13 protein-coding genes are annotated in these 12,714 nt (G+C 48.1%); 7 read left to right on the top strand and 6 right to left on the bottom strand.

Annotation, left to right across the window (positions count from 1 at the left end; all coding sequences use genetic code 11):
- From KDW_RS14715 to KDW_RS14700, 4 genes are all read right to left on the bottom strand, one after another.
- A complete protein-coding gene (locus tag KDW_RS14715) occupies nucleotides 1–990 on the bottom strand; it encodes an alpha-ketoacid dehydrogenase subunit beta (protein ID WP_151756655.1) in 990 nt (329 codons plus the stop codon).
- Nucleotides 991–992: 2 nt separating this feature from the next.
- Nucleotides 993–2,057: a pyruvate dehydrogenase (acetyl-transferring) E1 component subunit alpha gene (gene pdhA, locus KDW_RS14710; RefSeq protein ID WP_151756654.1), complete on the bottom strand. Its 1,065-nt coding sequence runs from the start codon at nucleotides 2,055–2,057 to the stop codon at nucleotides 993–995.
- A 672-nt stretch (nucleotides 2,058–2,729) separates the two neighbouring features.
- On the bottom strand, nucleotides 2,730–2,972 hold the full coding sequence (locus tag KDW_RS14705; RefSeq protein ID WP_151756653.1) for a DUF6582 domain-containing protein: 243 nt from the start codon (nucleotides 2,970–2,972) through the stop codon (nucleotides 2,730–2,732).
- 79 nt (nucleotides 2,973–3,051) lie between these two features.
- Entirely contained in the window at nucleotides 3,052–4,350 is a 1,299-nt protein-coding gene (locus KDW_RS14700) for an acyltransferase family protein (RefSeq protein ID WP_162005241.1), read from the bottom strand.
- A gap of 494 nt (nucleotides 4,351–4,844) precedes the next feature.
- Between KDW_RS14700 and KDW_RS14695 the strand changes: the two genes are divergently transcribed.
- The 5 genes from KDW_RS14695 to KDW_RS14675 all read left to right on the top strand — a co-directional run bounded on the left by KDW_RS14695 (nucleotide 4,845) and on the right by KDW_RS14675 (nucleotide 8,882).
- A complete protein-coding gene (locus tag KDW_RS14695) occupies nucleotides 4,845–6,032 on the top strand; it encodes a lactate 2-monooxygenase (protein WP_151756651.1) in 1,188 nt (395 codons plus the stop codon).
- Nucleotides 6,033–6,157: 125 nt separating this feature from the next.
- Nucleotides 6,158–6,814 carry a nitroreductase family protein gene (locus tag KDW_RS14690; protein ID WP_151756650.1) on the top strand — a complete coding sequence of 219 codons (657 nt, stop codon included), beginning with the start codon at nucleotides 6,158–6,160 and terminating at the stop codon, nucleotides 6,812–6,814.
- A 205-nt stretch (nucleotides 6,815–7,019) separates the two neighbouring features.
- A complete protein-coding gene (locus tag KDW_RS14685; RefSeq protein WP_151757374.1) occupies nucleotides 7,020–7,253 on the top strand; it encodes a PLD nuclease N-terminal domain-containing protein in 234 nt (77 codons plus the stop codon).
- A gap of 175 nt (nucleotides 7,254–7,428) precedes the next feature.
- On the top strand, nucleotides 7,429–8,421 hold the full coding sequence (locus KDW_RS14680; protein WP_151756649.1) for a serine/threonine protein kinase: 993 nt from the start codon (nucleotides 7,429–7,431) through the stop codon (nucleotides 8,419–8,421).
- Nucleotides 8,422–8,429: 8 nt separating this feature from the next.
- The gene (locus KDW_RS14675) at nucleotides 8,430–8,882 is read left to right on the top strand and encodes a hypothetical protein (protein ID WP_151756648.1); all 453 of its coding nucleotides are present in this window, start codon (nucleotides 8,430–8,432) and stop codon (nucleotides 8,880–8,882) included.
- Between the two features lie 110 nt (nucleotides 8,883–8,992).
- Here KDW_RS14675 and KDW_RS14670 read toward each other — a convergent pair whose 3' ends face one another.
- Nucleotides 8,993–9,637 (bottom strand): DUF4870 domain-containing protein, encoded by a 645-nt coding sequence (locus KDW_RS14670; RefSeq protein WP_151756647.1) that lies wholly within the window; start codon nucleotides 9,635–9,637, stop codon nucleotides 8,993–8,995.
- An 84-nt stretch (nucleotides 9,638–9,721) separates the two neighbouring features.
- A complete protein-coding gene (locus tag KDW_RS14665; RefSeq protein ID WP_162005240.1) occupies nucleotides 9,722–10,714 on the bottom strand; it encodes a DUF3558 family protein in 993 nt (330 codons plus the stop codon).
- 323 nt (nucleotides 10,715–11,037) lie between these two features.
- Here KDW_RS14665 and KDW_RS14660 point away from each other — a divergent pair, with 323 nt between their 5' ends.
- Together KDW_RS14660 and xylA are read left to right on the top strand one after the other, a co-directional pair.
- Nucleotides 11,038–11,238 (top strand): hypothetical protein, encoded by a 201-nt coding sequence (locus KDW_RS14660; protein ID WP_151756645.1) that lies wholly within the window; start codon nucleotides 11,038–11,040, stop codon nucleotides 11,236–11,238.
- A 247-nt stretch (nucleotides 11,239–11,485) separates the two neighbouring features.
- Nucleotides 11,486–12,700, top strand: coding sequence for a xylose isomerase (xylA, locus tag KDW_RS14655; RefSeq protein ID WP_151756644.1), 1,215 nt, complete (start codon nucleotides 11,486–11,488; stop codon nucleotides 12,698–12,700).
- Nucleotides 12,701–12,714: the final 14 nt, after the last annotated feature.

Here is a 12,714-nt window from a genome sequence, read left to right as displayed (position 1 = left end):
TTATCTCCTCCGACGGGGCGCAAGCTCATTAATCGCATCTAACAGCTGCTTCGCGCCAGTCAGGGCAGCTGACTCCAGTGGTTTTGAATAAGGGAGAGGTACTTCAACGTTCGCGACACGCTTCACGGGAGCATCCAAATAATCAAATGCCTCTTCCTGAACGGTTGCCGCGATTTCAGCACCGATACCATATGAGCGCCAATCTTCTTCAAAGACAATGGCACGTCCGGTCTTTTTGACCGAGTTCACAATCGTCTCTTTGTCCAGTGGGCGCAATGAACGCAGGTCAACGACCTCGACGCTCCATTTGTTTTCCTGCTCCAGACGTCGAGCAACGTCTAAGGCCATGGCAGCCATACGTGAATAGCTGATGATGGTCAGGTCTGTTCCTTCTTTGGCGATTTTCGCTTTGCCAAAAGGCACCAGATAATCGCCATCGGGTACACTGCCCCTGGTGTTGTAAAGTCCCAGATGTTCGATGAAAATAACAGGATTGTTGTTGCGGATCGCGGTCTTCAACATTCCTTTAGCATCCGCTGGATTGGATGGGGCGACCACGTGCAAGCCAGGGATGTGAGCGAACCAGACTTCAAGATTTTGTGAGTGGGTCGCTGAAAGCTGCTGTCCACCACCACCCGGGGTGCGGATGACCAGGGGAACCGGTGTCTGACCACCAAACATGTAGTGGATCTTGGCTGCGTGATTGAGGATCTCGTCCATTGCCAGTGCAATGAAGTTAAAGGTCATAATCTCAACCACGGGGCGCAGGCCCAGCATCGCCGAACCGACCGCCATACCGATAAAACCATTTTCAGCGATGGGAGTATCCACGACACGTCGGGCACCAAATTCCTTGAGCAAGCCGGCCGTGATCTTATATGAACCTTCAAAGACACCAATCTCTTCACCCATCAAAAAGACATTGTCATCGCGCTTCAGTTCCTCGCGCAATGTATCATTGAGCGCCTGTCGAAAACTTATTTCGGCCATTGTTACTTACTCTCCTGTAGATGCTCGTCAGAGGCATAGATGTGGTCAAAGAGGGTCTCAACCGCTGGAAATGGACTTTCCTCAGCAAATCTGACGGCTTCACTCACTACCTGCTCAACCTGCTCATCAATGGCACGCAAGCCCTGGTCATCAATAATATGTGCCTCTAACAGATGTCTGGCAAAGGCGGGAACGGGATCCAGGGAGCGGCCCTGTCTCACCAGTTCTTCGTCACGGTAGCGATCAGGATCGATGACAGAATGGCCACGATGACGGAAGCTGACCGCTTCAACGATATATGGCTCATGCTCCTCACGGGCAACTTTTGCAGCCCTGCGAACAGCATCACGGACAGCCAGCACATCATTGCCATCCACACGTTCACCGCGTACATCAAAGGCGCACCCTTTGCGATAAAGCTCTGAAACGGCCGAGCCTTTTTCAACTGGCAGGCCCATGCCGTACTGGTTATTCACCACAAAGAAAATAACTGGCAACTTATAAATTCTGGCCAGGTTCAGTGATTCATAGAAAGGACCACCATTTGTAGCGCCATCACCCATCTGAACGGCCACTACCTCATCTGTTCCACGATAGGCGACCGCAAAGGCAGCACCAACCGCCAATGGCACCTGTCCACCAACAATTCCATATCCACCCAACAGGCGATGCTCCAGACTAAACATATGCATAGAACCACCGCGACCAAAGGAGCAACCAGTCTCTTTGCCAAACAATTCAGCCATTACAGCATTTGGTGCGATGCCACGACCCAGAGCATATCCGTGCTCACGGTAATTCGTATAGAGGTAATCTTTCGGTTCCAAGCCTGCACAGAATCCGACAACAGTGGCCTCTTCACCCAGGTTCAAATGACAATAGCCGCCAATGCGGGCCATCTTATACATCTCATCCGATTTCTCTTCAAAACGGCGGACGAGTAACATCTGGTGATAGTAGTTTACCAACGTTTCTCGATTTTCGTCTTCAGGCAGCGTGACGACACGAGGCTTATCTGTAGTGGTGGCATCGCGTCCATCCGGTCGCTTTTGCTGCTCAGTACTCATGATGTCTCCTGATTTTCTTTTTACTATTTGTTGGAGTTGGAGAATGTTCGTTTGTCCAGGATAACTCTGACTTGCCTGGAGTGTGTACCCAAATGCTCAGTGTTTTAACAGATATATCCCACATAATTGTAACACGTATTGAAAAGTTTACCACGCTGTCACGGGTACAGGACATCCCTATAGGTAGAAGATACTGTTAGCTAGCTATCAATTCTGACATACGTTGGATTTCATCCCCATCTGAAATCATTGGCTATCATATCACAAGGCCGATTTATCTGGCTATATCTTATATACGTGCATATTCCCTGGTTGTTTTAGCTATGAATGGATGTAATTACCAGGTTTAACCTGTTTTTGTTCTTCAGGAAGAGTTAAATTATTTTTGAGGTAACAGGATGATTCGTATCATAGCGTTTGATTCCCACTCTCATCGGGAAGCGTACAACCAGCCGCACGCGGGCACTAAAGTGCCCATACTTCTTTTATTATGTGATGTCAAAAAGTGTTCTTCAAACACTTTTTGACATCACATAATAAAACCCTTGTTCGCACCGCAGGTGCGAAAACTCATGCAGAGAAATGATGGAGGGCATGGGGAGCATACAGAGGGCATTTTTGCATGCTATCGCTAAAAGAAAGAGCACCTGACAGGCAAGTGCTCTTTTTGCTCTATTTCTTTTTCAGCTCACGCCAATCATTTTCTTGAATCTCAACATCAAATTTTTTGGCGGCCTGTTTGATACGCTTCCAGGCTTCATCGCGTTCAGCATCTGAAACACCATGGACCTGGTCGAAGCGCGCCAGTGCGTTGCGCACATGAGCGGCATCATTCAATGGCTCTTTGCGCTCCTTTGGAAAGGCATAGGCGCTATCAGACAATTTGTCCCGATCGTGCTCATTAAGCGTTGACATGATGAACATCCTTCCTGTGTGTATAAAGAAACTTGTGTTTGTTCTTTATACACGCAGGACCATAACAAAAGGATGATCATTACACAGCTTGCTCTACCTGGGCCTTTGCGGCTGGCTGAGCATTGTCTATCGGCTTACGGGAACGAATATATTTTACCCCGACCTCGATCCATGGGAGCTCAATAATACGATAGAAAGCATAACAGAGAGGAATCGCGATCAGGATAATACTGGCCCAGTATAAACCGTAGCGCACCGGATTTGGCCAGCCGATGAACGGCCGCAACAGGTAATCCTGGAAAAAGAATAAGAGTGGCTCATGCCAGATATATAGACCATAGGATAACAGGCCCAACCAGCGCAAAGGCTTCGTTTCCCAGAACCAACGCAGGCTAATTGGTCCACAGAGCAATGCGAGAACACACAGTCCAAAACTAATCGCAAAGCCCAGTTCAACCAGCCAGTTGTGGGCACCAATGTATGGAACCAGTACGGAGTAGTAGCCAGTCAGGAACCAGAGGGACATGAAACAGAAGCAGGCGACGCCCAGCAGCCAGATACCCCAGCTACTCTGTTTGATCAAACGGCTTGCCAGTGCTTCAGGATGGCGCTGGATCAACTGGTAGGCAACACAGACCATCATGCCAATCGCAAAATCTTCCAGGTACTTTCCACTCTGTCCATACAAACAAAACCTGACGAAATTATGCAAATAGACAGGCAGCCACAATTGCTGGTTAGGATTTATATCAAATGACCGTCCCCAGGCACGCGTTACCAATCCCCACGCGACTAACGCCAGCAAACACAGAAACAGGAGTACTCCACGTTTTTTCTGGTCATCTGTTTTACTCACCACCCAACGTATGCTTATAGCAATCAACGGCAACAGCATATAGTATTGCCACTCCACCGCCAGCGTCCAGAAAGGTCCATTGATAGCTTGATAGGTTTGTTTAGACGAATCCATTAAAAATGTCGCGAAGAGAAAGAGTTGCTTTAAATGATCAAAGTGTAAATAATTTGGCGCTACCAATAACAACAGAATAGCCAGCGAAAAATAATAGCCCGGCCAGATACGGAAGATACGTCTGAGATAATAGGTACGAGGCGATGGCCAGGCGTCACAAAATAAGAGGGATTTCGTAAACGGAATGAATAGGAGAAAGCCAGACAGCACAAAAAAGAGCGTTACTCCATATCCACCAACCAGAGCAAAGCCAGTCGTGACACCGCCAAATTGTCCATAATTCCAGACATGTGCATCATGCGAAAATTTGTTGATGTGATATCCAATCACAAGGAAGCACGCAAATGCACGCACTCCATCTAAAACGGCGATCGTATTTTTCTGATTAGAAGTTTTAGGGGATGTCATCAATGCCATAGATCCTATCCAAATTAGATATGATTTTTCTGCTTAATGTGGTTTCGTAGATTTATTTTTATTTGCTATCGATGATGGCATAGTATTGAAAAGCCATCGTGACTGCCGCGCATACACGGCGCGCGAAGTCACCACAGACCAGCACTTAGAAGCTGATCAGTTCTGCGAAAAGGGTATCGCCTGTCAGGCAACTCCACTCACACAATTGAATGGAATTCGATAAAATGCGTACATAGCAACCTATAGCAACCCTATCATATCCTCTACATACCGTCAAACTTTTAGGACCACTTTTCACATTGAATGGATATAAAATACCATTCAGGCCAAAGAGACGTTTTGCAGCGCCGTTAAAAGCGGGCATATTTTTTCCTGCATTTTTGATTATTGGAGCTTCTACGCATGCAATAAAGCACAGTGGTACAATGAAGCGAACAAGGAGAGATGTTTAGCGTTACGCTTTTGTTTTGCGCAAAGGAGGCTTTATGAAAGATGAACAACCGATCTCCCCGGCTTATGGTCTGACGCGCCAGATGCAGGTGTATTTACAGGGACTTCAGGGACAACGTCCGTCGCTACCAGTAAGTCCTGAAGCATTGGAGCGGCAGGCTGTTGCACGGTTGAAGCCGGAGGCCAGTGGCTATCTGGCGGGCATGGATGATACGATGAGGTCCAATCTGGAGGCTTTTCACCGTTGGCAGATTGTACCACGCATGCTCCGTGGCGTTTCGCAACGGCAACTGAGCACAACCATTCTTCAGATGCAGTTACCGGTTCCATTATTGCTGGCTCCCATTGGTGTGCAGTCTATTATTCACCCCGAGGCTGAACTCGCTGTGGCCAGGGCAGCCCACAGTACTAACGTTCCGCTGATCCTGAGTACCGCCTCATCGCGTAGCCTGGAAGAGGTAGCACAGGCAGCAGGCGACACACTGCGCTGGTTCCAACTCTATTGGAGTAAAAATCCAGATTTGAACGCCAGTTTTGTGCGTCGGGCTGAACAGTCCGGATATAGCGCGATTGTGGTTACTCTGGATACGCTACTCCTCGGCTGGCGTGAACAGGATATCCAGAACGCCTATCTACCATTCCTGTTAGGAGAAGGGCTGGCCAATTATTTCAGTGATCCTGTGTTCCGCCAGGCGTTAGCTCAACCACCAGAGAAAGATCCTGCGACCGCAGTACGCTATTTTACGGATATTTTCCTCAATCCTGCTCTCACCTGGGAACAGCTCAGTTTTCTCCGCCAGCATACCAGCCTGCCGATCATTCTCAAGGGCATCCTACATCCAGATGATGCACGTAAAGCGCTTGAGATGGGCATGGATGGTATTATCGTATCCAACCATGGCGGTCGCCAGGTGGCTGGTTCACTGGCGGCTCTGGATGCTCTGCCAGCAATCGTTGAGGCCGTGAATAAACAGGTGCCCATCCTTTTTGATAGTGGTATCCGTCGCGGTTCAGATATCATCAAAGCGCTAGCCCTGGGCGCGCAGGCGGTACTCCTGGGGAGACCCTATATCTGGGGATTGGCTCTGGAAGGGGAGCAGGGCGTACAGACGGTGCTAGAAAACATCCTGGCCGATCTGGATCTCTCGCTAGCTTTAAGTGGCTATTCATCGATCGCACAATTGGATGCCTCGACGCTGGTCAACACCAGGCCAGTGAGATAAAAGTCAACAAGCTCCCTTTTCAATCCATCCCGTCTGATACAGTCAGTTGAGAAGAGACCCGGCCGGATAATCAAACGTGTCTAAAGATAGAAATGTTTTGTATAGAGAGACAAGGAAAAAAGAGTATGACGCAGTTAGAACTTACACCAGATCAATTATTGACAACCACCCGGACGGTTCGTAAACGCCTGGATCTCTCACGACCAGTTGAGCCAGAACTTATACGCGAATGCATTGAGATTGCCACTCAGGCTCCCAGTGGCAGTAATAGCCAGCAATGGCATTTTATGGTCGTGACCGATGCCGACAAACGCCAGGGACTCGCCGAACTCTATCGAAAAAGTTTTAGTCCGTATCGCACTGATTCTTTAAAAGGACTAAAAAAGCTCCAGGAAACCAATCCTGAAGCGGCCGCGGTACAGGAACGCGTTGTGTCATCAGCGGATTATCTGTCTGAACATCTTCACGAGGTACCGGTGCATGTAATTCCCTGCATCCGGGGCCGTTTAGAGGGTGCTTCGCTTCCGCAACAGGCTGGTAGCTGGGGCTCGATTCTGCCGTCTGTCTGGAACTTTATGCTGGCAGCTCGGGCCCGCAGTCTCGGTACTGCCTGGACGACACTCCACTTAATATATGAAAAAGAGGCAGCTGAACTGCTGGGTATCCCTTATGAAAAATTTACCCAGACGGCCTTGATTCCAGTTGCTTATACCCTTGGCACTGATTTTAAGGCCGGCCCACGTAAACCCCTGGATCAAATTATTCACTTGAACAGCTGGTAAACTGCCACCTGGCTACTGTAGTGCTATCCAGTTACGATAGTACTACAGTAGCTATTTTTCTGCCCTTTTGCAACTCATATTTATAAATGACGTATTATTAAAATGTATAAACCCATCAATAATATCCTTGTTTCAATGTCACATCTATAGACAGCCATCGTGCTTCGTGGTGGCTACTATACATGCATCAAAAGAGGTGAAAGCTATGTTCTATCCCTTCAACGCTCTGCTCTATCTGCTGGGTATTGGATCACCAGGATTGGCCGCACTGGCTGCGATCTTTTGGGTCTGGGTGATTGTGGACTGTCTTACAAAAGAGCCTGCAAACACCAATGATAAAATGGCATGGCTCAGCTTTATCCTGTGTGTACCTTTCTTTGGAGCCTTGCTATACTATTTCATTCGCCGTCCAGAGCGCCTGAAGACGGTTGGGCGCTAAGGAATAATGGGAAACCAAGCAGCACGCTACGTATCCTGAACTGCTCGGCTACCACCCTCTTGAAAGACAATCGTGAACTGCGAAAAATGAGTCATTTGACCTTGTAAAATCTGGCATCCAGTCGCCTATAATACGAACAAGAAATACCATCATAGTATCAATAGAGAGTTGATTTATGTATATGGAGCAATTGGATGTCTATTGCTCACACTGTGGAGCAAGTAACCAGAAAGAGGATGAACAGTGTTTTGCCTGCGGGCATCTACTAGCCGCCCTACAGGAAGATCTGCCAGAACCTTTGCCAGTCGAGGGAGCCATCCTTCAGAAGCGCTACCGCCTCGTTAAACGCGTGGGGGCCGGGGGCTTTAGTGTGGTCTTCCAGGCTGAAGATCTCCAGACGAAACAGCTACTGGCTTTGAAGACGGTGAGCCTGCGCGGACTGACGGCAGCGGAAAAGATTGAAGCGACCGATGCGTTTAATCGCGAAGTCACTATGCTGAGTAAATTGACCCAGCGAAATCTACCACGCCTGCATCAACATTTTGCGGATAGCGAATGCTGGTATATCGTGATGGATTATGTCGAGGGCGAAACGTTAGAGAACTATCTGGCGCGTCACCCGACAACTACACTCCCCTTAAGTGAAGTACTGGATCTGGCGCAGATCCTCTGCGATGTGCTGGCTTACCTGCATGCCCATGAACCTGCGATTATCTTTCGCGATCTCAAGCCTTCAAATGTGATGCTCACGACTCAGGGACAAATCTTTCTGATTGATTTTGGTATCGCGCGCCAGTTTAAAGCAGGCAAACAAAAAGATACGATCCCGTTTGGTTCACCTGGCTATGCGGCCCCCGAACAATATGGTAAGGCCCAGACCACACCACGCTCAGATATCTATAGCCTGGGTGCGATTCTGCATCAGTTACTAACGGGAAACGATCCCAGTCTCTCGCCCTTTGCCTTTGCCCCGCTACCAGATCTGCACCATCCGGTGCAGGCCAAACTGAATGCCCTCATCCAACAGATGACAGCGCTTAGTAGTGGGCAACGTCCAGGATCAATCCAGGAGATACAAAACACTTACTACACGAAGTGTCACAGCTCTATTATCAACGGCCGGGCGTCTATACTGCTGCCTACCAGCCAGCCTTCTATACCACCGTAAATCCGACGATGATTACACCAGGTGTGGTTCCTGGCTCGCTCCTCAACAATCAAGCTGGAGGAGGCGTGACCTCGAACTATTATTACCCACAACAACAGATGTATGCACCTGCCGCTCAAGCATTGCCATCTTTTACACCACCAGCACCACCCAATGCCTATGCCAGATTCAGCGTTATCTGTGGCATCATAAGTATTCTCTGGCCAATCTTTTTATGTTCAAATATTTCTCATGCTTTCGCATCAAATGTTTCTACCACAATTTTATTCTACTTAGCACTGTTGATGCCTTCTTTGCTAGGGGTCATTTGTGGGCTTAAAGGTCAAAAATTTGCGAAGCAACGGAAACTAAAAACAGCCACAGCCACTACTGGTCTGACATTAAGCGCTATTTTTACATCTATTTATATTGTGATTGGCTTCTTATTTTTAACATATTATATATTGCGCTTGACTTCTTAATTTTAATCATTTTTACTGCCAGAGCATAGGGGAGCTAACAGAAGAATACAATTCATGCTTGTATTCTTCTGTCAGCATACGGCTGGACACTACAACGGCTATGGGCGATCCTATTTGGAAAAGCGCGCCATTAATGCCTCAGCATAATCTCCTATGATTGGCAGCTTAAAGCGGACGCCACGGTAGGCCTGGAGCATAAGGAAAGCCCAGAGCACTAAACTAGCGAACCCGATAAGAGGAAGCAAACAACCACCGATGAGCGGGGTCAGGAGGCCACCGATAATCCATATCTTTAAGATTAACTGTAACACGATGGAAGCAATCAGGAGGGGTGTAAACACGACAATGGATTGTGCGGCATGAAAGCGTACAAAATTGTTTCTTCGCTGCGTGAAAAAGAAAAAGATGCCAGTAAAACATCCTCCAAGATAGCTGAATAAGGCTAATCTTCTGGAACGTGCATCTGTTGCGCCAGCCTGGCTGCCAGGAGTGCCTCTGACACTGCTGGGAGGCACATAGGCATTGTATTGTTGTTGTTGTTGTTGTTGCTGCTGCTGTTGTTGCTGTCCAGTTGCATATTGTTGACCGCCCTGCCCATAAGCGTAATTCGGATCCCCCTGTGGAGAGCCAGTCGCGGGTTGTGGCTGGCTCGCTCCATAGGGATCCTCTGCAGGATTGGTTGGATTATATCCACCATAGCCACCATAAGGCCTGGATGAATCGGGTTGCTGTCCTTGATTAGGATTTGTACTCATCTGAGCATCCTCCGTCCCTAACGAAAAACTTTTCTACGATGTATTTACGCTAAGACAGAGGAAAGGTTAGATCCTTTTACTCACCTAAAAATGTTTGACAACATCTTTTGATAAAGGTAAGAGCATTTTTTCCGCCGACGTTTCACCTAGAATGATCAGATGGACGACGGTATCACCTTTCAGGATCCAGGTGGAGTTGCGTTTATCGTAGAGCGCTGCGTCTCCGATACCTTTAAGGGTTTGTTTGTTATCGCTCGCTAGCTTACGATCCACGCTATTGTAGAGTTCTTTCGCAATATCCGCACGATTCACGGAAATAACTTCTACCCGATGAGGAGTGCCCTTCGTGGTGATGTAATCGCAACTGGCGGCACCAGTACCGTTGACCGTGAAAAACCATTTCACTGGCTGCTGAAAAAGCTGACTGGCTTTCTGGGCATTCACCATACTACAGGGATGCGGAGCAGGCGCTGCCAGGGTAGGTGCATTAGCGGCGATCGTGCGACTGGCATCCTGGGCCAGCGTTTTCAAGGAATTATCCATCAAAGTAGCATCCATATGTGGATAGATCATAGTGATGGTATAAACCGTGTTGCCCTGCGAGCCAATAATGGCTTTACCAGTTTTGAGAGGCACACTAAATGCGCTGCTGCCCACGCCCTGGATGATCCGGGTCGGAATACCTTTATCGGTATTGAGTCGGTCCTGATCAACATAACCACGAGCATCATCGCTATTTCCGACGGTTACCAGGATCCTGCGCTGTTCAGGATCCATCATATCAGCGGTTTTGGGTCCCTTGGCACGCGGGGATTGGAAACCGGCATGTACTTTATAGGTACACATGGGAGAGCCAAATTCAGGCTGTACGTCTACCGCACCACCCAATACATGACTTACATCATCTTTGGAAAACAATGTACAGGGATCGAACGATGCAATCTGCGCAGGATGCTGTTTGGCCGGAGCTACCGGCTTCGAAGTAGAACTACTTTTGTCGCTCTGTGCACCACAGGCTGACAGACTGAGCAAACACAAGCAGATAAAACCAAGAACACGGATTTGGCGACTTACCACATTCCCCTCCTCTATTACCACTATCCGGTAAACGAGCTTACCGGCTTAAAAATACGTTTATGCTTATCCTCAGACGGAAAGCAATTGGAATTGCTTTTTCCATTATACAGATTGCCCCGATATTCCTGAAAAAGGAACGAAACAGAAAAGCGATGTCATCGCCATCCAGACAAAAAAGCGTCAGGGAATATCTATTCTCTTTACAAAATTGCTACCCGAATGCACATCCACCTGGCCAAAAATTTCGTAATGAAAGTAAGAGCCCTGCTCATTATGAGGTAATACAATTTATAGAGGTAATACAATTTATTAAGGAGACATGTATGTTTCACTATATGGATCATAAAGAAGCATTTGAAATGTTACGTAAAGCGGGCTTCAGAGATACAGAAATTGATCGAATTACAAAGTTTCGTAAACAACTTTCTCCTAATGAACTAGATCAAGCATCTGATAATCATCGCCGTCTGGAGTTTTTTCGCTGGCTTTTCCAAACTGGTAAATTGACAGAGTTTGTGAGCTAATATAAGTGTTTGTCGGTTCCTATAAATAATAATCTGAACTCATTTTCGTAGGGCAGTTGCTTACGCGTACATTTTGTCTCCGCCCACTTCTCACGCTGAGGAGTGGGCTTTTTATTGTCCTCCGCATGAAGATATGCCTCTGGTCAGGATAAGTGGATGACGACAAACATGGTTTTACAAAACGAGAAGCAAAAGTCTATAATGAATTGCATTCAACGTCGTTATTACAGATACATGGAGGCCACCAATGACGCTACCAACTGAGTTAACCAAGGAAAGTACCAGCGATCACTATACACCGAAAAAAGAAGATAAATTTACGTTTGGACTCTGGACGGTTGCGAACCAGGGGCGGGATCCATTTGGCGATGTGGTGCGCCCGGTCCTTAATCCTATCCATAGTGTACAGAAACTTTCAGAGCTAGGTGCCTGGGGTGTCAATTTCCACGACAATGATCTGGTTCCGTTTGATGCAACACCAGCACAGCGCGATCAGATCGTGCGTGACTTTAAAAAGGCACTGAATGACTATGGGATGGTTGTGCCAATGGCAACCACCAATCTTTTCTTTCATCCTGCCTTTAAAGATGGCGCATTCACGGCGGTCGATCCCAGCGTGCGTGCCTTTGCGCTCCAGAAAACGATGCGTGCCATCGATCTGGGCGTGGAACTGGGTGCAAAAACCTATGTGTTCTGGGGTGGTCGCGAAGGTGTCGATAGCGAAGTCAGCAAAGATCCTGTCGAAGCCGTAAAGCGCATGCGTGACGCGATCAATTTCCTGTGCGAATATGCCATCGATAATGGCTACGATCTGCGTTTCGCGCTGGAGCCCAAGCCGAACGAACCCCGCTCGGATACGTATTTTCCGACGGTTGGACATATGCTGGCCTTTATTTATACCCTCGACCATCCCGATATGGTGGGTGTGAATCCCGAGGTGGCTCATGAACACATGTCTGGACTCAACTTTGTCCATGGCATTGCGCAGGCACTGGAGGCCGGCAAGCTTTTCCATATCGATCTCAATGATCAGAAAGGTCCGCGCTACGATCAGGATCTACGTTTTGGGAGTGAGAGTATCAAGAGTATGTTCTTCCTGGTACGCCTGCTGGAGAACAGTGGCTATGATGGTCCACGCCATTTTGATGCCCATGCCTATCGTACCGAGGATGAACAGGGAGTCTGGGATTTCGCGGCCGGCTGTATGCGTACCTATAATATCCTGCGTGAGAAGGCGCGTCGCTTCGATGCGGATCCAGCGGTACAGCAGTTGCTGGCGACCGTTAACGGCGGCAACGCGGACCATATCGCCCTGCTGAATCAGGTACGCTCCGGTTATAGTAAGGAACTGGCCAGCAAACTGAGAGAGACCACCTTTGATCCAACCGCCCTGGGTCAGCGTGGCTATCAGTATGAGAAGCTGGATCAACTGGCCATTGAACATATCCTGGGTGTACGCTAAAGCAAACGCCCGGT

Origin of the sequence: Dictyobacter vulcani, assembly GCF_008974265.1 — a bacterium.
Lineage (GTDB): Bacteria > Chloroflexota > Ktedonobacteria > Ktedonobacterales > Ktedonobacteraceae > Dictyobacter > Dictyobacter vulcani.
This window is presented reverse-complemented; position numbering and strand designations above follow the sequence as displayed.

Bases quoted from the DNA above. Each gene is read 5' to 3' on its own strand.
- KDW_RS14680 (WP_151756649.1), top strand. From the start codon at position 7,429: ATGTATATGGAGCAATTGGATGTCTATTGCTCACACTGTGGAGCAAGT.
- KDW_RS14660 (WP_151756645.1), top strand. From the start codon at position 11,038: ATGTTTCACTATATGGATCATAAAGAAGCATTTGAAATGTTACGTAAA.
- KDW_RS14670 (WP_151756647.1), bottom strand. From the start codon at position 9,637: ATGAGTACAAATCCTAATCAAGGACAGCAACCCGATTCATCCAGGCCT.
- KDW_RS14685 (WP_151757374.1), top strand. From the start codon at position 7,020: ATGTTCTATCCCTTCAACGCTCTGCTCTATCTGCTGGGTATTGGATCA.
- KDW_RS14705 (WP_151756653.1), bottom strand. From the start codon at position 2,972: ATGTCAACGCTTAATGAGCACGATCGGGACAAATTGTCTGATAGCGCC.
- KDW_RS14695 (WP_151756651.1), top strand. From the start codon at position 4,845: ATGAAAGATGAACAACCGATCTCCCCGGCTTATGGTCTGACGCGCCAG.
- KDW_RS14715 (WP_151756655.1), bottom strand. From the start codon at position 990: ATGGCCGAAATAAGTTTTCGACAGGCGCTCAATGATACATTGCGCGAG.
- KDW_RS14690 (WP_151756650.1), top strand. From the start codon at position 6,158: ATGACGCAGTTAGAACTTACACCAGATCAATTATTGACAACCACCCGG.
- KDW_RS14675 (WP_151756648.1), top strand. From the start codon at position 8,430: ATGATTACACCAGGTGTGGTTCCTGGCTCGCTCCTCAACAATCAAGCT.
- xylA (WP_151756644.1), top strand. From the start codon at position 11,486: ATGACGCTACCAACTGAGTTAACCAAGGAAAGTACCAGCGATCACTAT.
- pdhA (WP_151756654.1), bottom strand. From the start codon at position 2,057: ATGAGTACTGAGCAGCAAAAGCGACCGGATGGACGCGATGCCACCACT.
- KDW_RS14700 (WP_162005241.1), bottom strand. From the start codon at position 4,350: ATGACATCCCCTAAAACTTCTAATCAGAAAAATACGATCGCCGTTTTA.